The 22,589-nt window shown below is 48.3% G+C and carries 20 protein-coding genes; 3 read left to right on the top strand and 17 right to left on the bottom strand.

From position 1 onward, the window contains the following. Positions 1-131: 131 nt before the first annotated feature. Entirely contained in the window at positions 132-2,399 is a 2,268-nt protein-coding gene (locus Q0323_RS04070) for a molybdopterin-dependent oxidoreductase (protein ID WP_298051778.1), read from the top strand. A gap of 887 nt (positions 2,400-3,286) precedes the next feature. On the opposite strand, the gene dctP is transcribed toward Q0323_RS04070, so the two are convergent. From dctP to Q0323_RS04050, 4 genes are all read right to left on the bottom strand, one after another. Then, complete coding sequence (gene dctP, locus Q0323_RS04065) at positions 3,287-4,480, bottom strand: TRAP transporter substrate-binding protein (RefSeq protein WP_298051775.1); 1,194 nt, start codon at positions 4,478-4,480, stop codon at positions 3,287-3,289. A 1,067-nt stretch (positions 4,481-5,547) separates the two neighbouring features. After that, on the bottom strand, positions 5,548-5,790 hold the full coding sequence (locus tag Q0323_RS04060; protein ID WP_298051772.1) for a hypothetical protein: 243 nt from the start codon (positions 5,788-5,790) through the stop codon (positions 5,548-5,550). Further along, positions 5,780-6,832, bottom strand: coding sequence for a 3'-to-5' oligoribonuclease B (locus Q0323_RS04055; protein ID WP_298051770.1), 1,053 nt, complete (start codon positions 6,830-6,832; stop codon positions 5,780-5,782). Before Q0323_RS04055 ends, Q0323_RS04060 begins: the two co-directional genes overlap by 11 nt. Further along, positions 6,829-7,242, bottom strand: coding sequence for an Rrf2 family transcriptional regulator (locus Q0323_RS04050; RefSeq protein WP_298051767.1), 414 nt, complete (start codon positions 7,240-7,242; stop codon positions 6,829-6,831). Before Q0323_RS04050 ends, Q0323_RS04055 begins: the two co-directional genes overlap by 4 nt. A gap of 104 nt (positions 7,243-7,346) precedes the next feature. On the opposite strand from Q0323_RS04050, the gene rpsO reads away from it, so the two are divergent. Then, positions 7,347-7,619, top strand: coding sequence for a 30S ribosomal protein S15 (gene rpsO, locus Q0323_RS04045; RefSeq protein ID WP_005871877.1), 273 nt, complete (start codon positions 7,347-7,349; stop codon positions 7,617-7,619). A gap of 458 nt (positions 7,620-8,077) precedes the next feature. On the opposite strand, the gene cmoA is transcribed toward rpsO, so the two are convergent. The 13 genes from cmoA to nadE form a co-directional block, all read right to left on the bottom strand. After that, positions 8,078-8,782, bottom strand: a complete 705-nt coding sequence (gene cmoA / locus Q0323_RS04040; RefSeq protein WP_298051764.1) for a carboxy-S-adenosyl-L-methionine synthase CmoA — start codon at positions 8,780-8,782, stop codon at positions 8,078-8,080. Between the two features lie 868 nt (positions 8,783-9,650). Next, positions 9,651-11,033 (bottom strand): bifunctional riboflavin kinase/FMN adenylyltransferase, encoded by a 1,383-nt coding sequence (locus tag Q0323_RS04035; RefSeq protein WP_298051761.1) that lies wholly within the window; start codon positions 11,031-11,033, stop codon positions 9,651-9,653. Further along, positions 11,033-11,545: a lipocalin family protein gene (locus tag Q0323_RS04030; protein ID WP_298051758.1), complete on the bottom strand. Its 513-nt coding sequence runs from the start codon at positions 11,543-11,545 to the stop codon at positions 11,033-11,035. Before Q0323_RS04030 ends, Q0323_RS04035 begins: the two co-directional genes overlap by 1 nt. Continuing rightward, positions 11,535-12,719, bottom strand: a complete 1,185-nt coding sequence (locus Q0323_RS04025) for an SAM-dependent methyltransferase (protein WP_298051756.1) — start codon at positions 12,717-12,719, stop codon at positions 11,535-11,537. The genes Q0323_RS04030 and Q0323_RS04025 overlap by 11 nt, the downstream gene beginning before the upstream one ends. Continuing rightward, complete coding sequence (locus Q0323_RS04020; RefSeq protein ID WP_298051754.1) at positions 12,716-13,291, bottom strand: hypothetical protein; 576 nt, start codon at positions 13,289-13,291, stop codon at positions 12,716-12,718. Before Q0323_RS04020 ends, Q0323_RS04025 begins: the two co-directional genes overlap by 4 nt. Beyond that, positions 13,288-15,294, bottom strand: a complete 2,007-nt coding sequence (ligA, locus tag Q0323_RS04015) for an NAD-dependent DNA ligase LigA (RefSeq protein WP_298051751.1) — start codon at positions 15,292-15,294, stop codon at positions 13,288-13,290. Before ligA ends, Q0323_RS04020 begins: the two co-directional genes overlap by 4 nt. Continuing rightward, positions 15,291-15,479: a hypothetical protein gene (locus Q0323_RS04010; protein WP_298051748.1), complete on the bottom strand. Its 189-nt coding sequence runs from the start codon at positions 15,477-15,479 to the stop codon at positions 15,291-15,293. Before Q0323_RS04010 ends, ligA begins: the two co-directional genes overlap by 4 nt. After that, positions 15,469-16,191 (bottom strand): 3-deoxy-manno-octulosonate cytidylyltransferase, encoded by a 723-nt coding sequence (gene kdsB, locus Q0323_RS04005; protein WP_298051746.1) that lies wholly within the window; start codon positions 16,189-16,191, stop codon positions 15,469-15,471. The genes Q0323_RS04010 and kdsB overlap by 11 nt, the downstream gene beginning before the upstream one ends. Continuing rightward, on the bottom strand, positions 16,188-17,726 hold the full coding sequence (thrC, locus tag Q0323_RS04000) for a threonine synthase (protein WP_298051743.1): 1,539 nt from the start codon (positions 17,724-17,726) through the stop codon (positions 16,188-16,190). Before thrC ends, kdsB begins: the two co-directional genes overlap by 4 nt. Positions 17,727-17,845: 119 nt before the next feature. Further along, on the bottom strand, positions 17,846-18,703 hold the full coding sequence (gene argB / locus Q0323_RS03995) for an acetylglutamate kinase (RefSeq protein ID WP_298051740.1): 858 nt from the start codon (positions 18,701-18,703) through the stop codon (positions 17,846-17,848). Positions 18,704-18,721: 18 nt separating this feature from the next. Further along, complete coding sequence (locus Q0323_RS03990) at positions 18,722-19,768, bottom strand: tetraacyldisaccharide 4'-kinase (RefSeq protein ID WP_298051738.1); 1,047 nt, start codon at positions 19,766-19,768, stop codon at positions 18,722-18,724. Next, on the bottom strand, positions 19,761-20,897 hold the full coding sequence (locus tag Q0323_RS03985) for a DegT/DnrJ/EryC1/StrS aminotransferase family protein (RefSeq protein ID WP_297948298.1): 1,137 nt from the start codon (positions 20,895-20,897) through the stop codon (positions 19,761-19,763). Before Q0323_RS03985 ends, Q0323_RS03990 begins: the two co-directional genes overlap by 8 nt. Positions 20,898-20,907: 10 nt before the next feature. Next, complete coding sequence (gene nadE / locus Q0323_RS03980; RefSeq protein ID WP_298051735.1) at positions 20,908-21,711, bottom strand: NAD(+) synthase; 804 nt, start codon at positions 21,709-21,711, stop codon at positions 20,908-20,910. A gap of 95 nt (positions 21,712-21,806) precedes the next feature. Between nadE and Q0323_RS03975 the strand changes: the two genes are divergently transcribed. Next, on the top strand, positions 21,807-22,406 hold the full coding sequence (locus Q0323_RS03975) for an MBL fold metallo-hydrolase (protein WP_298051732.1): 600 nt from the start codon (positions 21,807-21,809) through the stop codon (positions 22,404-22,406). The last annotated feature ends 183 nt before the right edge of the window (positions 22,407-22,589 follow it).

The raw sequence follows: 22,589 nt of genomic DNA, 5'->3' as shown, positions 1-22,589 counted from the left end.
AATTATAATTGAAAAAATTCTTTTTGCTTAAGGCAAAATTTCAATTTTATTTTAGGTAAGAATTTATATAATTGTGCCGAAATTGCATATATGGTAATTTTGCATGTTTAGTATTTTCGAAAGGAGAAAATATGGCGAATAAAGGCAAGGTCATATGCCCTTATTGTGGCACAGGCTGTCAAATTGAGCTGACTGCGGAAGACAATTATATCAAATCCGCAACCGGCGTAAGCGACAACCCCGTAAATCAGGGTTGTTTATGTTTGAAAGGTTATTACGGATGGAATTACGTAGGCTCTAGAGATAGACTTACTACTCCGCTAATTCGTAAAAAGAATGGCAAATTTAGTAAAGATGGCGATTTGGTCGAGGCTAGCTGGGACGAAGCGCTTGATTTGGTTGCTAAAAAGATGCTCGAGGTTAAAGAAAAATACGGCGCTGACGCGATAGCCGGAAACTATTCCGCACGCTGTACGCATGAGGATAACTACGTAGCGCAGAAGCTACTTAGAATTTTAGGCACGAATAATATCGATCACTGCGCGCGCATTTGACACGCTCCGACTGTGGCAGGTCTTGCCAAAACAATCGGTAACGGAGCGGCTACAAATAGCTTCACGGAGATCGGAACTCACAGCAACTGCATTATGATGATCGGCTCAAACCCGGAAAATGGTCACCCGATCGTAGCTATGCACGTTCAAAGAGCGCTAAATAGAGGCGCCAAACTCATCGTCATTGACCCGGTTAAGACGGAATTTGCAAATCGCGCAGATATCCACCTCCAGCTTGAGCCGGAGCATAATATCCCGGTTATAAACGCTTTAATCCATGCTATTATCGACGAGGATTTGGTAAATCACGAATTCGTTGAGAAATACACCAAGGGTTTTGAATATGTAAAAGAGGCGGTTAAGGATTATTCGCCTGAGGCCGTAGCTAAATACACTAGGCTAAACGCCGAGGATATTAGAAAAGCGGCTAGAATTTACGCTACTACGCGACCTGCGGTTATCACGCACGGGATGGGTGTAACTCACTTCAACCACGGCGTGGGCGCGGTCTGCGACATTTCAAATTTAATGCTTGTAACGGGCAATGTGGGCGAGCTTGGAAGCGGTGATCTACCGATCCGTGGACAAGAAAACGTCCAAGGCTGCTGCGATATGGGAATGCTTCCTAACGTATTTACCGGCTATAAAGCTGTAACCGACGAGAGTGCCCGTGATTGGTTTGAGCGCCAGTGGAATTTGCCGAAAGGTCATCTAAATGGCAAGATCGGTATTCATAAAACCGAAGTGCCTGACGCAATTCTTGATGGTAGGGTAAAATTCTTCTGGACGATGGGCGAAAACCCGGTTATGACCGATCCGAACGCAAACCACTTCTTGCGCGCGATTTCGCAGGTAGAGATGTATGTGATCCAAGATATTTTCTTAACCGAGACGAGCCGCAAAGCAGATGTCGTGCTTCCTGGAGCTTGCAGCGGCGAGAAGGAGGGCACTTATGCTAATGCCGAGCGCCGCGTACAGCATAGTGAGATTGTAGTTGCCCCTCCGGGACAAGCTAGACAAGACTGGGCTATCATCTGCGAGCTTGCCAGACGCCTAGGACTAGGGGATTATTTCACATTCCAATCTCCAGAGCAGATTTGGGAAGAGGTGCGCAGGGTAGCTCCACACAACTACGGCGGAATGAGCTATTACCGCATCAAAAAATACCACGGACTTCACTGGCCGTGCCCTGATGAGAATTCTATGGGCGGACCTGCATTGTACCTTGATAAAAAATTCTTTACCCCGGACGGTAAAGGAAATTTCGTCCCAGTTCTATTTGTGGATGATAAGAGCAAGATCGAAAGCGCCAAAGAGGAATTCACAAAGCGTATGAATATGCCGAAAGATTATCCTGTAATGGCGGGCTCCGTGGACGAGAAGACCGATGCAGAGTTCCCAATCCAGCTTCTAACTACGCGTAAGGTTTACGAGTACGCGGGAGGCGCGATGACTAGGCGCTCTAAGACCGTCGAGCAGGGCGGCGACGCGATAGGACCGATTGCGGAAATGAATCCGAAACTCGCCGAGCGATATGGAATTTCGCAGGGCGATTTCATCGTCGCGTGGAGCCGCTACGGCTATATCGCGATCAAGGCGGACATCACCGATTGTATAATGGATGGTATCATTCAGATGTCTTATCACTATTGGGAAAGCTGCTGCAACGAGCTAACCAGCGGCGGCTGGGATCTAATTGCCAAAACGCCTACGTTTAAGGCAGCGATTCAGATCAAAAAGATCGACGAAGAGGAATTTTTGCGTATCCGCGAGCTTAAGCGCATTAAATTTCAAACCAATAAAGTCGTTTACGACGACTTCCACCACCATCCGATTAAATTCTAAGAATTTAATCTTATCCGTAGATTCGGGGCTATGCTCCCGAATCTACTTTTTAACAATCAATTCAAATAATATGAAATTTTGGCGATCTAGCCGTCTTGCAGTATTTTAAAGATCAAAAATTTCAAGAATTCAATAAATTTCGCGGTATTTTAATACGCTTTTTTTGCGTAGTTGCACTATCGATAAGAGGGCAGTTGAAATTTATCTGCTATTGCGTTAATAGATGCGGCTGCAAGAGATCAGCCGTTCGTGATTTATCAAATCCTAATAAATTTAGTCTTAATCAGAGCGGCATAATAGAGTAAATTTTAAAGATAAGCATGATAATAAGACTATTTTATCGCGACAAGTCTTGCCAAATTACATTATTGATTAAATTTTAACGCGCGCAGGCTGATTTTATGCGAATTAGCCTATATTGCCAATAAATGCCATAATTTTAATAACGCAAATGCAATTTTTGTGATTTTAATATATAAATGCAAAAGGCTCATGGGCTTTTAAAGCGCTAGACGCGGCTTTTAGTCTTAATGGTCGCAAATGCCGGTTTCTAGCATAGCTGAGTAGCTTCGCGCTTCGTCTGAAATCCATAAATTTTGATTTTAAAATTTTAGATTTAAAATTCCGAATTCTGTCGTGCTTGGAATTAGGAATTTTTAGAATTTTATTTTATCGCGTATTTTTGGCGTTCTATTTCACGCGGGAGCCCTTTGCTGCGCTAGATCGCGCCGCTTGCGATGTTAAAGCTATTGCGCCAAAGCTGCTGCGGCAGAATTCCATCTACTTTATTAAAAGTAGTTAGAATTTTAGCCGCTTGTCGCACCTGAGTTACTTATTGTGCCGGTCTGTTCGTCGCGCCTTAATTTTTATCGCTCGCAGCGCCCGCTTTACTTTGTCGCGCCTAAATTTTTGCCGTCCGTCGTGTTAGAATCGCTCGCAGCGCCGTGATTTTCGCTACTTGCAGAATCTGAGCTCGTCGCACCGCTAGAGCCTGCGGAGATTGGATTTGCTATGCTTTCGCCCGCGATACCGCTTACGTTATTTATGTAGGCTACGGTGCTTATTTTATTCCATTCTCTACCGATTTTCAAAAATGCGCGCTGGCTGTCTAGGATCTCTTTAAACATCGGATCTTTCGCCGCTTCCTCGTCTAAGATTTCATTCGTTGCTTTTTTAAGCGCGGCTATCACGTCCGCAGGGAAGTCACGCACTTGCACGTCCGGAAACTGCGCTTTTAGCTCCGCCCAAATGCGAGCGTTTTCGTAAAAGCCCTTATTTTGGAAGTTCTCTCCGGCAAGTCTTGCTGCAGCCTCTAAGACCGCTTGAAGATCCGCAGGCAGCTTCTCTAGCGCCTTTTGATTTACCAGCAGCTGGCAGTCTCCCATGGGTTCTTGCCAACCTGTGTAGTAGTATTTAGCCACTTTATGAAATCCAAGTGGCATATCATAGACAGGGCTTACCCACTCGACCGCATCGATCGTACCCATTTCTAACGCCATAAATAGCTCGCCCGTAGGCACCGTGTTTATAGTGGCACCCAGCTTGCTCATCACCTCTCCGCCTAGCCCCGGTATGCGGAATTTAAGCCCTTGCAAATCTGCGACCGAGTTGATCTCTTTTTTAAACCAGCCGCCCATTTGCATGCCGGTAGATCCCATCAAAAAGGTCTTCATGCCGTATTGCGCGAACATCTTATCGTTAAGCTCTCGCCCACCACCATAGTAATACCACGCGTGCTGCTCATCAGTAGTCATACCGAAAGGCACCGCCGTCCAGAGCATAGTTTTGGCGTCTTTGCCTTTATAATAATAAAGCGAAGTATATCCTAGATCGTATTGACCGCTTTTGACGAAGTCGAATACGCCAAAGCTTGCCTTGTGCTTGCTCGGCGTATCGATGCGGATCTGAAGCCTGCCGCCACTAAGGCTTTCGGCATAGTTTTTAAAATCCTCGGCGGCAGCGCCCAAAACGGGCGTAGTCGCCTCCCACGTACTAGCAAGTCTTAGGCGATATACCTTATCGTCGCCGAAAAGCTGCGAACCCAAAAGCATGAGACATGCAAACAAAAAAATCTTTTTCATTTCTATCCTTTCATAAAGTTTTAAATTCATAAAATTTCAAAATTTAGTGCGACGTCTGCTTAAAATTTAATCGCGTCCTGCGTTACTGCTACGAAATTTTGCTTCGCGGTGTCTATTTTATCGACACATTGCTTTCTATTCTATTTTACGACGCTTCATCTTATAGGCACCTTGCTTTGCAGGCGTCTTATTTCGCGATATTTTGTTTCTAAACGCTCAGCCCAAGCTTTTTATTTTACTATGCCTGGCTTTGCGACGTTAGAAGCGCCACGTTAGTTTTATTCGCCGCATTTGGGCGTATTTACTTGCACCTGCGCCATATCTAGCGATAATATTTTATCAAGCGCGCTTGCTTAAAAGCCTCCAGCGCGGATCTTTTTCGCTTAGAAACAATAAAAGTATCTTAAAATGCCATCTTTGCGCTTTTGCAGATAAAATTCTCCTTTTCTTTCAAAGCGAGCTTTGTCATTTCAGCAAGCTTAGGTGCTATGCTATTTCTTTGACCTTAGACGGCAGAATCGTGCTTTTAAATTTAAAATTCCGCAATCTGCGCAATCTTTGCGCCGCACTGGCAAGCAAAGATTTAGCCTTTATATTTAAATTTTGCGCCTTAGTTGAGCACAAAATTCCGCGCGGAGTTTTGATGCAAATTCTGCGCGAAGCCTAGATTAGAATTTTAAGCAAAGCTGCCACGCGTTGTCTAAAATTTTTTGCAAAATTCCGTGCCGCAAAATGCACTTAAAATTTTAAATTTGCTATTGCGCGGAATTTCTTAGCTTAAATTCTAAGCCTTGAAATTTTGCTCTTGTTTGACAGAATAAAATTTTAAAATTAAATTCTGCAACTGCCATGCCATAAAATTTTATTTGCAAAACATGCTTGCTAAATTTTAAAATTTTAAATCTAAGCCGTAAAATTCCGTATTCCGCATTTTAGAAATTCTATTTCGTAAAATTTTATCTCGCAGATTTCTCGCTTTATAAATTTTACGCTCGATGAAATTCTACTCCGCAAGTTTGCGCTTCGTAAAATTCTAGCTCGCAAAATTTCGCTTAAAATTTCGCGAGCTAGTCCTTGTTTTCGAATAGCTCCGCGTGTTTGCTACGCAAAAACTCGACAACGGCGATCACCTCGTCTGCACCGCTAGCGTCCGAGTTCGCAAGCACCGTGTCGATATTTTCGATGTATAGCTGCGCCGCATCGGCGAGCCGCTCGCGCTTGATGCCCGCATAAAGCAGCATCGCGTCAAGCAGGATGTTGATCTCGTAGATGAGGTCCTGCTCGGCGATTTTTTCGTCATTAGTTTTCATCTTCTTCCTTTGAAATTTGAGTTTTTTTCTCGATTAGACCCACGATTTGCGCCTTTACGGCTTCGTACGAGCTCGCATCCTTAAAGCCTGCAAACATCCCGCCGCTTGCGTTTACGTGCCCGCCGCCGCCCAGGAGCAGCTTTGCCATTTCGCTAACGTCGATCTTGCCGTCAGCGCGGAAGCTGAGCGTTTTTTTGCTCGTTACGTCGATGAAAAAATCGACATCGGGGTTTTGCGTCAAAAAGTCGTTGCCGATGACGCTTACGTTGCCGATATTGTAGGTCAAAATGCCCTTTTGATCGAGGTAGCTGATCTCGAAGCGCTGCTTTTGCGCGCTTAGGCGATTGACTACGAAGTGCGAGACGAGATTGCTTAGCGTATCGTCGCGCTCGCTTTTAAAAAATTCTTTCTTTATGCCGTGCAGTGCGCTATCTAGCGCGATGTGTGCATCTGGTTCGTCTTGAAATTTAAAAATTTTTTCTAGCAAGTAAAAGATATAATCCCTGCTCTCCCGCTCGAACATGATCTTGTTGATCTCTTTCGCGCCCGAGACCATGCCGAGGCAGACCTTGCCGAGCTCAAACTCGCTTTCATCCTTTAGCCAGATATCCACGGCATTTACGACGCGCACGAGTTTATCCAGCCGCGTCTTGCCGCCGAACATCGCGCTGAAAAAATCATAGGTGATCTTCGTGGCGCAGCGCGAAGAGTCCAAAAAATACCACGGGAATTTTTTCGCGCACTCAAGTCCGCTTTGATGATGATCTAAAAGGATCATGCGAGCGTTGCGACGTGCCAGCTCGCCGCTAAATTTCTCGCATTGCGCGGGCAGCAAATTTAGATCGGTGATCAAAACTAGGCTTTTCTCGTCCGCGTCTGCAGCGAGCCGCTCGTCGATACTAGCGAGGATGAGATCAAATTTTTCGTTTATCTCCTTGCCGTAGTTGGCGTTGAAAAATTCCACGTCCGTCAAGTAGTGCGCCGCGACGAACTGCGCGCCGTAGCCGTCTAGATCGGTGTGGCTTAGGTGATATATTTTCATTTGCGTTCTTTGCCGATGACGTCTGCTAGCGTGATCGTATCCATATACTCATCGACTTTCTCTTGAAGCTCGCTGAACATTAGATTGACGCGGCATAGCGTGCGACCGTTCGGGCAGGCGTCGATCCCCTCGGCGGTGCAGTCAAATACCGTCGCCTTGCGTCTTTCGGCGCTTTTGATGATCTCGCTTAGCGTGATCTCGTCCGCATTGCGCGCGAGTACAAAGCCGCCCTTAGCGCCTTTGAAGGAATTCAAAAGTCCCGCGCGAGCCAAATTTTGTAAAATTTTAGCCAAAAAGCTGCGTGAAATTCCAAGCTCGTTAGAGATCGAATCGACATCCATCGATTCCTCCTTGCCCGCGATACAGATCATTGAAAGCAGGGCGTATTCGCTTGCTTTTGTAAAAAGCATTTATTTTCTCCTTTGGTGTCAAAGCGTGCATTTTACACAAAGAAAGCAAAAATTTAGGTTAATTAAGTATAATCGCTTCCTATTTTACCGATCAGGAGGTCATCATGGCTTTAGACACGGCTCAAAAAGCACAGATAGTTGCGAAATTCGCTAGAAGAGAGAAAGATACAGGTTCTGCGGAGGTGCAAATTGCGCTTCTTACCGAGAGGATCACGCTTCTTACCACTCATTTGCAAGCAAATCCGAAAGATTTTTCATCTCGCTTAGGACTGCTAAAGCTAGTAGGTCAGCGCAAAAGGATGATGAAATATCTTAAAAACAAAGACTACGCAGTTTACTCCAAGCTCGTTAGCGAGTTAAATTTAAGAGATAAATAAGCTTTTTTGCTCGTGGCGGCGTTTATTTCGTCACTGCGATTTATACACGGCGTCCGTCATACGGCGGGCGCTTTTTTTATACCCGAAATTTTAGACGGCTACACTTTTTCAATTTTTGAATTTTTTGTAAAATTTATGAATTCTGTTTGGATTATGAAATTTTAAAATTTCATAGAAATTTTGAAATTTTGCCGAATTCTAATAATTTGCGTAGTTCACATCCGCGACGGAATTTTGAAATTACGAGCGGCGATAAATTTTATCTGTGCCGTCTCGCATATCGCTAGAATTATACATTCGCGCTGTTTGGATCATCTAATCTGCATCAAAATTTAATTATAAAATTCCAAAGAATTTAGATAAAAATCCTTGCCGTATCGCCTGAAAAATACGGCGAGTATAAAATTTCATTTTTTGGAATTTTTTAAAAATAATTTTGCTTCTTGCAATTTGAACTTTTATTTAAACGCCGCGAAGCTCATAAAATTTGCCCACTTAAAGATACTCTCGACGCGCTTAAAGCCCGCGCTTAGCGCCAAGGCGCGGTTTTCCGCCTCGGTGTAGGGCACTAGCACGTTTTCAAGCGCCTCGCGTTTTTGCGCGATCTCGTAGCGCGAGTAGCCCTGCGCGCGCTTGTAATCCTCGTAAATTTCGATCATCCGGCGCGCCAGCGCAGGCTCTTCGTAGACGATCTTTTCGCTAAAGATCAAAACCCCGCCCTCGCGCAATCCGTCGTAAATTTTACTCACGAGCGCAGCCCTACGCGGCGGCCTGATGAACTGCAGGGTGTAGTTTAAAATCACGGCGTCGCAGTCTGCGAGGCTCGCATCCAGCACGTCCGATACGCTAAGCTCGAGCTCGGCGCCGAACGCCGCCGCCTTAGCGCGAGCGTTTTGTATCATCGCCTCCGAGCTGTCGATGCCGCACAGCCGTAGATCTGGGCGCAGCGCAAACAGCGCCAGCAGCGCGGTCGCAGTCGAGCAGCCAAGATCGATCACGCGTGCCTTTTGCGGCAGTATCCGCGCCAAAAGCTCGCTGCTAAGCCGCGTACTCGCCTCGTAAAACGGCACGCTGCGGCCGATCATATCGTCGAAAACCGACGCGACGCTGGCGTCGAACTCAAACTGTTTTTTGATAGGCTCTTTAAAAATTTCGTCTTTCATCCATTTCCTTTTAGTTTCGCTATTCGCACAGCACTCGATTTATACTTCCTGCGCATGCTAAGCGCAGAATTCTCACGCCGTGCTTCCTGCGCTTGCACGACACTCGATTTGCGACCGCTACGCATGGAATTTTTGTGCTTAGTTTGCCCCGCGTGTAAGCATACCTAAATTTTAAACGCAGCATGAGCACTTTTGATGCAAGCGAGCTGCATCCCAGTTTGCGCCCAACTTCTAGCCCGGATATGCTCGATGCATGATTAAATTTCACGTCTTGCTTGGCAGACCCTAAAATTCCGCACCGCGCGAATACATCCTTAAAATTTTGCGCCGTATTTAGCGGGCTTATAATTTCTCAACATTAAATTTTACGCCACCAAATCTCGCACTGCTAAAACAGCTTCTTTAAATTCTTTAATTACTAACTTAAACTAAAAGCATAGTCAAAGCTCCATTGGTAGAATTTCGCGCCCATTTTGCGATTTTATGCGCCGTAAATGGAGGCGCTTGGTAAAATTTACGTTTGACTATGCGCATAATTTAGCCGCTTGGCTCTTGCTCGGCAGCTTATCCCTGCTAAATTTTAAAGCTTCGCAGCGCAACTAAAATTTTTTATCGCCCTCGATTCTCAGCGCAGCTTGCACTTGCCTAGTCTTGCATAAACCCAAGCTCAAGGTGCGTTAAAGCCCTACAGGCGGTGCACCGTTAAAATTTAACGACTTTTTATCGGCTTGCGCGCCGCTTTTGTGCGCACTTCCCATATGACATCGCAGACGGCTAATATAATGCGCCGTAGATGCAAAACGCGGGCAGACGCATCAAATCAAGCGTACAGCCCGCAAATTTCGTTTTTAAGCTTACAAGCCGTAGATTAAAATTTACGGCTTCGTAGTATCGCCTCCGCCTCTGAAACGTCTTTTAAAATCTGCTCTTTAAGCTGCGCTAGATCGCTAAATTTGCGATTTTCACGTAGGAACTTTATAAATTTCACGCAAGCAAATTTCGCGCCGCTGTTTTTGTCCGCAGCCTCTAAAATTTTATTTTCGGCGTCCAAGCTCTCGCTCGCCGCAAAATTTTGTGTAGAAATTTCTACTGAATTACACGCCGAAATTTCATCTAAATTTCGCGCAGAATGTGCGGCTTGCCCCCCGCAGCACGGCGCGTGATCTTGCGCGGAATTTAAACCCGCCTCAAAGCCTGAAAAGTCTCCTAAAATGTGCGTTTCAATCGCAAAAGCTCCGTCGGTGCTAAGCCTGTGCCCCAAGAAGCTCACACTTGCAAATTCCTTGCTTCCGGCGCGCGTTAGGCTCGCATACACGCCACTTTTTGGCATAAAATAGCCGCTCGCATCAAGATTTAGCGTCGCTACAAACTCCCGCGCCCCGCGCCCCTGACCGCGCACGATCCGCCCGCAGATCTCGTAATCTCGCCCCAAAAGTTCCGCCGCCTCTTCGCACCGTCCGCGCGATAAAAGCTCTTTGATCCTGCTTGAATGCACGCCACCGCCGCTTAAGCAAAACTCCCCTACGACGCAGGTTTGCCCGCGAAATTCGCGCCTTAAAAATTCCACGTCCCACGCCCGATCACGCCCAAATCTAAAGTCCTCGCCGACGACAATTTTTTGTAAATTTATGAAATTCTGCCTTAAAAGTGCGATAAATTCGTCTCCGCTAAGGCTTTTGATAGCGCGTAGATCGCAATAAAAAGTCTTTTTGTCCGTAAAAGCCTGCCGCGACGCAAAAGGGGTTAGCTTCGTGCCACCACCTGCTAGGATTACGATTATCGCGCCGTGCTCACCTAGGCGCTCAAATAATTTTTGATGCCCAAGGTGCATGCCATCGAAGTTGCCGATCGCTACGGCGCACACGTCATCGCGGTTTGCGCTTTGTAGCGTTGCGAAAATCTCGCCTCGTGCGAACTGCTCGCTTAGGCGCGCACGCAGTACTTCCGCACAAGCAGGAAGCATGCCCTGGGCTTGCGCGTCTACGCCATTGCCGCAAGTGCCGCCATAAGCCGTTTCGTTACTGCAAGCGGCGTCGGTGTCTGCTTCATCTGCGCGGTGCGCATCGTCGGTTTTATTTTCACTGAGCTCTTGCCTTGTATGTTTGATATTTTGAGATGAATTTTCTCCATTGCTTGTGAAATTCTGTTCCGTAAAATTTTTCAAGCTGGAATTCTGCGATACGAAATTTTGCTCTTTAAAATTCCGTAGCGAAGCCTCTGTATGGTCTTTGCCTGATTTTTGATTAGCCATTACTTTTGCTTCGTCCAGATAATTTTTTTGGTGTCGTAACCGCTATGCTTCGCCTTTTTGAGATATAGGATGCGGATCGGCTCGGGCAGGGTTTTGGTGCGCGAGAGGATGTAAAGCTCGCTCGTATCGGCGCCGAAGATCAGGGCGTAGCGATAGTCGCCGTCCACCTGCGCCACGCGGTAGAGGGAGTCGGAAATTAGGCCTTTTTGATAGAGCAGGCCTACGTTTTTATCGCCTGCAAACTCCAACACGTGCTGCTCGTTTTCGATTTTGCCCGAGCTTGTTTTGGCGGTTTTTAGAAGATTGATCGTGGAGTTTTTATCGATGAAGCACTCGTACGCGGTGTTTTGCAGATCGCCGCCGCCCTTCATACGAGCGATCTCATACCAGCCGCCGCTAAATTTAGCGATGTCGAAGTTTTTTACCAGCGGCGCTTTTGGGCTTAGGCTTTTGGCGCATGAGCCCAAAAATAGCGCGCAAAACGCCAATATAATTAAGTTTTTAAATTTCATCGTTCATCCTTTTTAGAAGATAGAAAAATTCCCTATTTCCCTCTTTGCCCGCGATTTTGCAGGCGCTGGCATATAGCACGGCCAGCCCCAGCTCGGCGCATAGCTGCTCAAATTTCGCCCGTGCGGCGCGCACCGCTTTTTCATCCTTGAGCACACCTTTTTTATTTCGCTTAGCCTCTGCGCCTACCTCGAATTGCGGCTTAAATAGCACGATGAGGGCGCTTTTCGCGAGGCTCGCGAGACTTTTTAAGATCAAATTTAGCGAGATAAAGCTCACGTCGCAGGTGATGAGATCAAATTTCTTCTCGCTTGCAAACTCCCTGATGTCGGTGTTTTCGCACACGATCACGCGAGGATCGCGCCGCAAAATTTCGCTTAGCTGCGAGCTGCCGACGTCAAGCGCGGTCACGCTCTTTGCGCCGCGCTGCAGTAAAATCTGCACGAACCCGCCGGTGCTACTGCCCACGTCCAAAACATCGGCTCCCGCTAAATTTAAAATATCTTTTTGCGATGGTTTTGTTTGTACCAGCTCCGCGCCGCCTTCGTTGCGGCACGCGCCCACCTTGCCGCCCGATTTGGAGGCTTTCGCCGCATTTAAAATCTCTGCCATCTCGGCGTCTGCGCTCGTCTGTAAAAATTCCACTGTTTGCTTGCCTGTACCGGTTTGTAAAAGCTCCGCCGTATCGGCGCTAGTTTTTGCGGTACGGATCGCCTCGGTAGTCGCTTTCGCGCTCTTTGTCGTCGCGACAGCCGCGCTTGGAATTTTATCAGCCTCATTCGCGCCTAAAATTTTATCCGTAGTCGCAAAATCGACGCTTGAAATTTGGGTCGTTACTTCGCCCGCTCTTTGCGTCGCTGCCGCTTTGCTATCCGCGCTCTTTGCGTTGCTATACGGCTTTGAAATTTCTGCTGCCGAGTTAGGCGATTTTGCGCCGCAGCTTGCCAAAAGCCCGTTTTCGGCGAGCTCATCCAAAAAGCCCGCAAGCTTGAGCGCGCCCCTGCTTACGTAAATTTGATCGGTCGCGCTGATTTCGCCGCTCTGCTCGGGCGCGATCTGCGCAGAGGGCCTGTTTTGCACGGCGCCTCGTAGCAAAATTTTATCCTGTTTTATTAGCGCGGCAGCCTGATTTCTGCTGATTTTAAGCGTATTTGCGACGAGCAGATCAAATCTCATTTTGCTTTTCCTCCGCGTCGCGATGAAATCTTAAAGCTCACGCAGTTTTTGCGCGAGCTTGAGTTTAAAATTTTATCGCGCATAGCAAAGTCTCGTGCAGCAGTACTACGCGGCTCAAATTTCAGCCGGCTGTACGCCGTAAATTTAGCCATACTGCGCATTGTAAATTTTGGCTCGCCGTGCGTTGCAAATTTTATCTCTCCGCTAGCGAAAATTTTAAAATTTTTCCTATCGGCGCAGTGTTTGAGCGGCGCAAAATTTGAGATATTCTCGCTTACAGCCGCATCTATCGGCATCGCGCCCGCCGTTTTAGCGTCGCGACAAGTGGGGCCCGCGCGCTTCGCAGAAACCGCCTCTCGGTTTGCCGCTTTTGCACATGCCTTGAAGCCCAGCGATCTTACATCGACCGCTCGATTTATCGCTTTTGCTCTTGCCGCTTGCTCGTGCGCTACAAAATTTTTAAAATTCTCGCGCCTTGTAAAAGATATAAGCGCCGCAGGATGAAGGTTGCTTTTGAAATTTAACCCTGCGCCGTTTGCGTGCGGGTTTGGCGCCAAACAAAATACCTTCACTCGCCGCTCCCCGCAAGCGTTTGGGGCTCTCTCTTGCCGGGTGAATTTGCACCGGGCGTCGCCAAGCTCGCAAGCGCTTCAAACTCGCTTTCGTCGATTACCCGCACGCCAAGCGAGTGGGCTTTTTGCAGCTTGGAGCCTGCTTCTGCGCCTGCAAGCACAAAGTCGGTCTTTGCCGATACCGAGCCCTGCACCTTCGCGCCCATCGCCAAAAGCCTAGCCTTAAACTCGTCGCGCGGACGACTGAGCGTGCCGGTGATGACGACGCTGCGGTCCGTGAAGGCGCTTTTGACGGTCTGCATCTGGGGCGCGCGAGGCGTGATGATTTCGCTTAAATTTAGAATTTTTTCGCGATTTATCTTGCAAAACTCCGCTAGGCTCCTTGCCATCGCCTCTCCAAAGCCCTCCAGCCGCAAAATTTCATCCTCGCTCGCATCTAGCCAATCCTGCCCGAATGCCGCGGCGATCTTGCGCGCGGCCACTTCGCCGATGTGTTCGATCCCCAAAGAAGCGATGAAGCGCTCAAGCGGCGCGTTTTTGCTCGCATTTATCGCGCCCAAAAGATTTGAAATTTTTTTATCCGCAAAGCCCTCAAGATCCGCCAAGTCCTGCGCGCCGAGGGCGTAAATGTCGCTGATCTTTGAAATTTTGCCGCTTTCAAAAAGCTGCGTGATCGTCGCGTCGCTTAGCCCTTCGATATTCATGCATTTTTTGGAGCAGAAATAGATCAGCGAGCCTATCACGCGCGCTTTGCAATCGAGGTTTTGGCACTTTATGAGCGCGCCTTCGTCAAGCAATTTCTCGTCGCAAACCGGGCAGCGATCGGGGCGCGAAATTTCGCTCTGCGTGCCGTCTCTGCGCTGTTTGTAAACGCTCGTGATCTTCGGGATCACGTCGCCGCTACGGATGATGCCTACAAAATCGTTTTTCATCAGCCCAAGTCGCGCGATCTCGTCGAAATTATGAAGCGTCGCGTTTGAAACGTTCGCGCCGTCGATATTTACGCTATCTACGACGGCTACGGGGGTTACCGCGCCGGTGCGGCCGACCTGCAGATTGATCTCGCGTAGCCGCGTTACCTTTTCGACCGCAGGAAATTTATACGCGACCATAAAGCGCGGGAATTTCACCGTATAGCCCATCTGCGCGCACTTTGAAAGCTCGTTTACGCGGATTACCATGCCGTCAAGCATCAGGTCTTTGCTCGCACGCATGCTATGCAGCGCCTCGTACGCACTCCTGATCTCGCTCGCGCTCTTGCAGATGCGGCAAAACTCGTCGCGTAAAAAACCAAGGCTACGCACAAACTCCATTATCTGCGAGTGCAGCGCAAAGCTTAAGGAATGCTCGCCCACTCCCCACGGGATAAATTTTAGCTTCCGCTTCGCTACGATCGCGCTATCCAGCTGCCTTAGGCTGCCTGCAGCGGCGTTGCGCGGGTTTGAAAACAAGCTCTCGCCGTTTGCGGCGCGCTCGTCGTTTAGCGCGTCAAAATCGCTCTTGGCGATCAGCGTCTCGCCGCGGATCTCGATCCTTCCCGCGTAGGGGATCTGAAGCGGCACCGATTTGATCGCTCTTGCGTTTTGCGTCACGTCCTCGCCTATAAGCCCGTCGCCGCGCGTCGCCGCGCTTATCAGCACACCGCCTTCGTAGGTCAAATTTAAGCTCGCGCCGTCAAATTTCGGCTCGACGTAAAACTGTGCGCCGCTCTTCTCGCCGCGAGCTAGCCACGCTAAAAGATCCGCGTCGTCGAAAATATCCTCCATCGACCACATCTGCGCGCCGTGAGCGAGCTTAGAAAAGCCCTCGCTGATCGCGCCTCCGATTCGCCGTGTAGGCGAGTAGGGCAGCGCGAGCGTAGGATTTTGCTGCTCGAATTTCTCCGCTTGCGAATAAAGCTCATCGTACTCCTCGTCGCTTGCGATCGGTTTATCGTCGGTGTAATATGCTCGCGCCCACGCATTTAGCGTATCTACTGCGGATCTGTATTCATCGTAATTCATCTTGCGCTCGCATCTTTAAATTTTAAAATTCCGTGTGCCATTAGAATTTCATGCGCCATTAGAATTTTACGCTCCGCGGCAGACCCCTGCATCCCAAATTCCGTGCCGCGTAGCTCGTTATCGTTAAATTTTGTGGGTCCGCTCGCTTTAAATTTAGTGCTTAAAAAGGCGCGATCAAATTCCATTTCCGAACTCCTTTAGCGCGCGCTCGTAATCAGCCGGCGTGTCGATGCCGATGCTCGCAGTTTCGATCCCAAGCATCGCGATCTTCTCGCCCGCGCTTATGGCGCGAAGCTGCTCGAGTTTTTCGGTATCTTCCAGCGCTGAGGCGGGCAGGGCGCAAAACCGCTTTAAATTTCGCACGCTGTATGCGTAGATACCGATGTGTCCGAGGTAGCACTCGCATGCCGCGCGTGGATAGGGGATGAGCGAGCGCGAAAAATAGATCGCAAAGCCTGCGTTATCAAGCACTAGCTTGACTAAATTCGGATCCTCTGCCGCCTGCTGGCTTATGTATTTGTAGCAGCTCGCCATAAATGCGCCCTTTTGCGTGATCATAGTGTTGGCGAAATCTTTAAATTTAATCAAATTTTCGCTCTCGAAAAAGGGCTCGTCGGCTTGGATATTGATGATGATCTCATCCTCCGCAAGCGCTGCGTTTGCGACCGCTTCAGCGATGCGGTCGGTGCCGCTTTGATGCTCACGCGCGGTGAGAACGGCGTCAAAGCCGTAATCTTGCGCGATCTTTAAAATTTGCGGCTCATCCACGGCGATTAGCACGCGGTCCGCCTTAGTGGCATTTTGAGCCGTTTTGATAAACATCGGCACGCCGCCAAACTCACATAAAATTTTATTTTTAAAGCGCGTCGAAGCAAGGCGTGCAGGGATTACTATCATTTTTTGATCCACTCCATTATGGCGTTTTTGATCTCGCTTTGCTCCACGACGCTAGAATGCACCTGCGGCGCGCTAAAAAGGCGCGAGATCTGCGGCGGAATGTCGCTGCGAAATTCCTTCGAAAGCGCGATCATATCGGCCCTTTCATCCTCGCAAGCCCTGCCTTTGATCGCGCCGATCATCGACGGCGTAAATTTAATCCACTTCGCGGTCGAGATGACGAGATTTAGGCGGCTTTCGTCAAGTAGCTTAAAGCAGGTCGCCGTGTGCGGATCGATCAGCACGCCGCGGCTACTCTCTTGCTTGATAAATTTAGCGCACTGCGCATCGTCGCAAAAATCCGCCTCAAAAATCTCCTGTAGCTTCGCAAGCTCGCTCGCGCTAAGCTTATAAAATTTATCTCGCGCCAGGCTTTGCATCAGCTCGCTCGTGCGCGCATCGCCGAACATATCGCTAAGCAGCCGCTCGACGTTGGAGCTAACTAAAATATCCATCGCAGGGCTGATCGTGCGGATGAGCTCTCGCCCGCGCAGATCGTAGATGCCGCACGTAAAAAGCTCGGTTAGGATATTGTTCGCGTTTGAAGCGATCTTGATTTTGCCGATCTTTGCGCCCATTTTTTTGGCGAAATACGCTCCCAGCGCGTTGCCGAAATTTCCGCTAGGCACTATGACGTCGAAGGTGTTAAATTTAGCCCTCTGCGCGCTGTTTGTGCCCGCCGCGTCAAAATTTTTGCCGCACGCCGGACACTGATCGCTTTGCTTTAAATTTTGCTCGGGGCTCAATACGCCGTGCTTTGAGAAATAGATACTAGCATAGAGGTAGTAGATGATCTGAAATAAAATCCTGCCGAAATTTACTGAGTTCGCGGCGCTTAGATTTAAATTTGCTCGCGCGAGCTCGTTTTTGAAATCATCGTCAGCCAGCAGCGATTTTAGCGCGCGTTGCGTATCGTCGAAGTTGCCGCGCACGCCTAAAATTTTAAGATTTGCCGCGCTTTGTTTGACCATCTGCTGGCGCTGTATCTCGCTCGTGCCGCCCTGCGGATAGAGGCAGACCGCTTTGATGTTTTCGTCGTCCGCAAAGGCCTCTAGCGTCGCAGGCCCCGTGTCGCCGCTCGTGGCGCACATTATTAAGAATTTCTCGCCTCTGGATTTTGCGATGCTTTTTAAAAGCGCGCCAAAGGGCTGCAGCGCCATATCTTTAAACGCAAGCGTCGGGCCGTGGTAAAGCTCCAAAATATAGGCGTTTTCGCTTAGCTTTTTGATCTGGACGGGGCAGGCGGGGTTTTCAAATTTATCGTAGCGCTTTAGCGCACTCTCAAAGACCTCGCTGCTTACGTCAAAATCGAAACTCTTGATGATTTTAAGCGCGATCTGTTTGTAGCTCAGATCCTCGCACTGCTTAAAAAAATCCTCGCTCAAAAGCGGCAGCCGCTCGGGGCTGAAAAGCCCGCCGCCGCTCGCGCTCGGATTTAGCAGCGCGTAGCTAAGATCCGCTTTTTGCGAAAAATCTCTCGTAGAAACCAGTTTCATCTTTTTCCTTTTTAAAATTTTAAAATTTATGCCCGCTTAGGCGCTTTAAATTTGATCGTTTAGACTTTTGCACTGACTTGCGGCATTGCGGTTTTAAGCCCACCACATCCGCCTCGCGCCTAAATTTCTTCCTTTATCAAACTTCCTATGCCGCCGTCCGTGAAAAGCTCAAGCAGGATCGAGTGCGGAATTTTGCCGTTGATGATATGCGCGGCATTTGCGCCGTTTCGCACGCATTGCAGGCACGCATCGACTTTGGGGATCATGCCGCCTGCGATCGTGCCGTCCTTTTTGAGTTTCGAAATGAGCGCGGCATCAAGCTTGCTGATTAAATTTCCCTCTTTATCAAGCACTCCGTCAATGTCGCTTAAAAATATCGCCTTGCTCGCTTTTAGCGCGGCTGCGATCCTACTGGCGCAGAGATCGGCGTTGATATTAAAACTCACGTTTTCGTCCGTCTCACCGCCCGCAAGCGGGGCGATCACCGGCAGATAGTCCTTTTGCAACAGGTCGTTTATTAGCTTGGTGTTTACCTCGGTGATCTTGCCTACGAAGCCGTATTTTTTCTCATCGAGGAATTTCGCTTTCAAAAGCCCGCCGTCCTTGCCGCTGATGCCGATCGCGGGCGCGCCGTTTTGGTTCAAAAGCGCCGTGATCTCTTTATTCACCGCGCCGCTTAGCACCATTTCGGTAATTTCGATCGCGTCTTTATTCGTTACGCGAAGCCCGTCCTTGAACTCACTCTGCACGCCGATCTTATCCAGGGTCTGATTGATCTTTTTGCCGCCGCCGTGCACGACGATGATCTTGATGCCGACCATATGCAAAAGCACGATATCGCGGGCAAAATCAAGCTTGAGCGCATCGTCGGTTTGCGCCGCGCCGCCATATTTGACGACGAAAATTTTATCTCTAAATTTACGGATATAGGGCAGCGCGGAGATGATGACTTCGGCGGTTTTGCTCTTTTTTATCATAAAATTCCTTTAAAAACCTTATTTTATCATAGTTTGGTTTATGTAGTTTTGAATTTTGCGGATAAAGTTTTCGCTTAGCTTTAAATTTAGCAAAATCACCGAAATTTCCGCGCCCAAATCCCTTAATTTCACGTAATCTTTTGCCGTGCATAGGATATGCTCCGCGTCCTCGCTCCTTAGCAGCTCTAAAATATGCTCTTTTTTGAAATCGTAATGATCGGGGAAAAACGCGTGCGCTTTTGCGAGCGGTAAAAACTCTTGCAAGCGCCAAGGCTTGGCGATAGCGCTGATTAAGATCGTGCGGGATTTTTCAAAACCAGCCTCTTTGGAATTTAAAATTTTATCCGCGGCGGCGGGGTTTAAATTTGAAATTTCATCTGCGTCGAAATTTAAAATTTCATCCGTGCCGTTTAGCTTACTTTGCAGATCCGCCGCCGAAATGATTTTAAGCTCCTGCGAAATATCGCTCGGCGCGGGTATGAAATCCGCAAATTTATAAAAAAACGGCGGGTAGCGATACGCGGCAAAGGGCAGGCAAAAGGGCAGCTTCGGCGCGTATCGCGGGCGCAGCAAGATATCAAATTTAGTGATATTAAATTTAGAAAACCCGTCGTCTAAGATCACCAGCTCAAAGCCGAGAGTTTGCGCGCGCAAAATCCCTGCGGCGCGATCTTCGCTGACGATCACATTTGCGCCGCGTAAAAACAGCGCGTATTCCATCGCCTCATCTCCGCTTTGCCCTACGTCGCAAAGTATCCGTCCGCTGAGCGCCACTTCGAGCAAGCCTCTACTTTTGCGCCCGTATCCGCGAAGGATGATGCAGGTTTTGAGCCCCCCGTTAAATTCTTTAAAAAGCGCCCGCACTAGCGGGGTTTTGCCGCTTCCACCGAGGGTTAAATTTCCGACGCTGATTATTGGAATTTTAAATTTTTGCGGCTTAGCAAAGAGCCTTTTTAGGTAGACGATCAGCGTATAAAGTAGCGAAAGAGGTGCTAAAATCACCCCTAGCGCAAGCCACGCGGGGCTCGGGTCGTATAGGTTTCGCTCGATTAGGAGTTTAAACACGATTTTGCGCTATCTCTTTAATCTGCTCGCAGATGTAGCTCACATCGTCGTCGCTAAGCGCCGTGTAGATCGGTAGGGATAAAATTTGCTGATAGTTTTTAAGCGCATTCGGAAAATCATTGACCTTGTAATTATATTTGCTTTTGTAGTAGCTTAGCAGATGCACCGGCACGTAGTGCAGCGAAACGCTCACTCCGCGCGCTATCAGCGCTTTGGCGAAATCGTCGCGGTTTTTGTCGATCTTTACTATGAATTGAGTATAGATATGCTCCTCACTGTCGCTTGGAAGCGTCACGTGCGGGCAGTTTGCGAGCTGTTCGCGGTAGGCTGCGGCGATCTGCTTGCGGCGCTTTATAAAGGTATCGGTTTTTTCAAACTGTGCGATGGCGTAGGCGGAATTTATAGCGTTAAGATCGTATTTTTGACCGATGCGATCGACGTCGTAGGTAAAGGACATATTGCCGTCTTTGTAAAAGGCGTCCCCTACGATGCCGCCGTTTCTTAAAATTTGTGCGGCGTTTGCGATCTCATCGTCGTTCGTGACGAAAAAGCCCGCCGTAGAGATCGCGTCTTGCGCTTGAGGATTGATCTGAAAGCACGATATGAGCGAGCTTTTAAGCGCTCCGATTTTTGCGCCCTTATAGGTAGCGCCCATAGCTCGGCACGCATCGTCTATAAGGATGATATTTTCGCTTTTGGCGACCTCGCTGATGGCGTCTATATCCGCAGCAAGCCCCGCGATGTGCGAGATGAAAGCGCATTTTAGTTTCTTGTGGCGGTTTTGATCTATCGTGCGAGCAAGGCTTTCGCTCGTGATATTAAAGCTTATCGGATCGATATCTACGAAAACGGGCTCTGCGTCGAAGTGGCGGATAACTTCAGCAACGTTAGGGAAGGAATTTACGGAGCATAAAATTTTATCTCCGCGCTTAATATCCATCGCGCAAAGCGCCAGATGCAGCGCCGTCGTGCCGCTCGTGGTAGATACGGCGTGCTTTACGCCGAAATATTTACAAATATCCTCTTCAAAAATTTCGCTATATCTTATATCGCTGTTGTAGAGGGCGCTTTTAATTAAGTCTTCCTCTTTTTTATCGATTTGAGCCTTATAAAACGGTATCTCTTTCATAAATCTCTCCTTAGTGCGCAGGCTCTATGCGAGCGACCGCGGGCGCGCGAAGCTTAAAATTATTTTTAAGAATTCTACGGACGATAAATTTTACCAGCTCTTGATTGTGGTGCGAGTTTTGCAGATATTTTAGATCGTTTGCGGTTATTTGCTCGCCTGAGCGAAATTTCATCCGCAACGCTTCGTGCGAAAAAATATCTCTTAGCACGCTATCTAAGATCTCGTAGCTGTATCCAAGCTCACGTTCGTCGCTTTGGTTTTCCCATAGATCGGCGCTCGGCGCTTTTTTGATGATCGCATCGTCTATGCATAAAATTTTTGCAAATTTAAACAGATCGGTTTTTAAAATTTCTCCAATAGGATTAAACGCGCAGGCTAGATCGCCGTAGATCGTGCCGTAGCCGAGCATCCTCTCGCTAAGATTGCTCGTGCCTACGACTACACCGCGTTTAGCCGCGCTGTAATCATAAAGCAAGCTCATTCTCACGCGCGCGGCGAAATTTCCGATGCGAAGCGGGCTTGCGCCCGGATTTAAGGCGATGAAGCTCTCTATAAACGGTGCGATCTCTTTGATCTCGTAGGGGATATTAAAGGATTCGCAGTGAAAGATGCCGTCTGCCATATTTTCTAAATTTGAACCTGCACTAGGTAGGATAAGCCCGTAAGTGGGGATCTCAGTAAGTGCACAAAGCGCAGAAACCACGGCGCTGTCAAGCCCACCGCTGATACCCACTACAAAGGCGTCCGCGCCCGTTTCATCGAGTCTCTCCGATAAAAAATCGGTCAGTTGCGGCAGCAAATCGTCCAAAAACATAATATTTAGCCTTAAAATTTTACGTTAAATTGTGCGAATTTTAACTATTTTTGGCTAAATTACGGCTTTAATTTAAGCTTAAAAGGAGGATTTAAATGCAAATTTTAAAAAAAGCTTTCGGCGAATATGTGACGAATTGCTACATTCTAAAGGGCGAGCAGAGCGATCTGGTGATCGATCCGGGGCAGGGCAGCTTTGATTGGGTGATGCAAAATACGGGAAAGATCGCCGCGGTTTTGAATACGCATGGGCATTTCGATCATATTTATGATGACGCGAAGCTGCAAAGGGCGGGCGCTAAAATTTATATCCACGAGGAAGACGCCTTTATGCTGCGGGCGGATCCCTTTGAGACGATGCCCGAGCCCATAGAAGCGGACGTACTCGTAAAAGGGCAGGAGCAAAGCTTTGCAATAGCGGGCTTTAACGTTAAATTTAGTCTTTTTGCCGGACATACGCCGGGCAGCTGTATGATTGAAGTGGACGGCGTGATTTTTAGCGGCGACGTCATATTCAAAGGCTCTATCGGTAGGTGGGATTTTCCCTTTTCAAGCGGCGAGCAGATGAGAGAGTCCTTGTATAAAATTTTGCAGATAAAGGGCGATTTTACGCTCTATCCGGGACACGGAGCAAATACGAGCCTAGCGGCCGAGAGGCAAAATTTAAAATATTTTTTGCAACTTTTTGAGCGTTGATAGTTTAAATTTAACCGCGCTTCGTCGCGCAAAGAGCTGTGTGAAGCTGTGTGAAGCGGTGTGAAGCTGTGTGAAGCTGTGTGGAGCTGTGTGAAGCTGTGTGAAGCTGTGTGAAGCTGTGTGAAGCTGTGTGAAGCGGTGTGAAGCGGTGTGAAGCGGTGTGAAGCGGTGTGAAGCGGTGTG

Origin of the sequence: uncultured Campylobacter sp., assembly GCF_938030145.1 — a bacterium.
Lineage (GTDB): Bacteria > Campylobacterota > Campylobacteria > Campylobacterales > Campylobacteraceae > Campylobacter_B.
The sequence above is the reverse complement of the archived record's forward strand: the minus strand, read 5'-3'. Positions and strand labels throughout refer to the sequence as shown.

Bases quoted from the DNA above. Each gene is read 5' to 3' on its own strand.
- dctP (WP_298051775.1), bottom strand. From the start codon at position 4,480: ATGAAAAAGATTTTTTTGTTTGCATGTCTCATGCTTTTGGGTTCGCAG.
- Q0323_RS04060 (WP_298051772.1), bottom strand. From the start codon at position 5,790: ATGAAAACTAATGACGAAAAAATCGCCGAGCAGGACCTCATCTACGAG.
- Q0323_RS04055 (WP_298051770.1), bottom strand. From the start codon at position 6,832: ATGAAAATATATCACCTAAGCCACACCGATCTAGACGGCTACGGCGCG.
- Q0323_RS04050 (WP_298051767.1), bottom strand. From the start codon at position 7,242: ATGCTTTTTACAAAAGCAAGCGAATACGCCCTGCTTTCAATGATCTGT.
- rpsO (WP_005871877.1), top strand. From the start codon at position 7,347: ATGGCTTTAGACACGGCTCAAAAAGCACAGATAGTTGCGAAATTCGCT.
- cmoA (WP_298051764.1), bottom strand. From the start codon at position 8,782: ATGAAAGACGAAATTTTTAAAGAGCCTATCAAAAAACAGTTTGAGTTC.
- Q0323_RS04035 (WP_298051761.1), bottom strand. From the start codon at position 11,033: ATGGCTAATCAAAAATCAGGCAAAGACCATACAGAGGCTTCGCTACGG.
- Q0323_RS04030 (WP_298051758.1), bottom strand. From the start codon at position 11,545: ATGAAATTTAAAAACTTAATTATATTGGCGTTTTGCGCGCTATTTTTG.
- Q0323_RS04025 (WP_298051756.1), bottom strand. From the start codon at position 12,719: ATGAGATTTGATCTGCTCGTCGCAAATACGCTTAAAATCAGCAGAAAT.
- ligA (WP_298051751.1), bottom strand. From the start codon at position 15,294: ATGAATTACGATGAATACAGATCCGCAGTAGATACGCTAAATGCGTGG.
- Q0323_RS04010 (WP_298051748.1), bottom strand. From the start codon at position 15,479: ATGGAATTTGATCGCGCCTTTTTAAGCACTAAATTTAAAGCGAGCGGA.
- kdsB (WP_298051746.1), bottom strand. From the start codon at position 16,191: ATGATAGTAATCCCTGCACGCCTTGCTTCGACGCGCTTTAAAAATAAA.
- thrC (WP_298051743.1), bottom strand. From the start codon at position 17,726: ATGAAACTGGTTTCTACGAGAGATTTTTCGCAAAAAGCGGATCTTAGC.
- argB (WP_298051740.1), bottom strand. From the start codon at position 18,703: ATGATAAAAAAGAGCAAAACCGCCGAAGTCATCATCTCCGCGCTGCCC.
- Q0323_RS03985 (WP_297948298.1), bottom strand. From the start codon at position 20,897: ATGAAAGAGATACCGTTTTATAAGGCTCAAATCGATAAAAAAGAGGAA.
- nadE (WP_298051735.1), bottom strand. From the start codon at position 21,711: ATGTTTTTGGACGATTTGCTGCCGCAACTGACCGATTTTTTATCGGAG.
- Q0323_RS03975 (WP_298051732.1), top strand. From the start codon at position 21,807: ATGCAAATTTTAAAAAAAGCTTTCGGCGAATATGTGACGAATTGCTAC.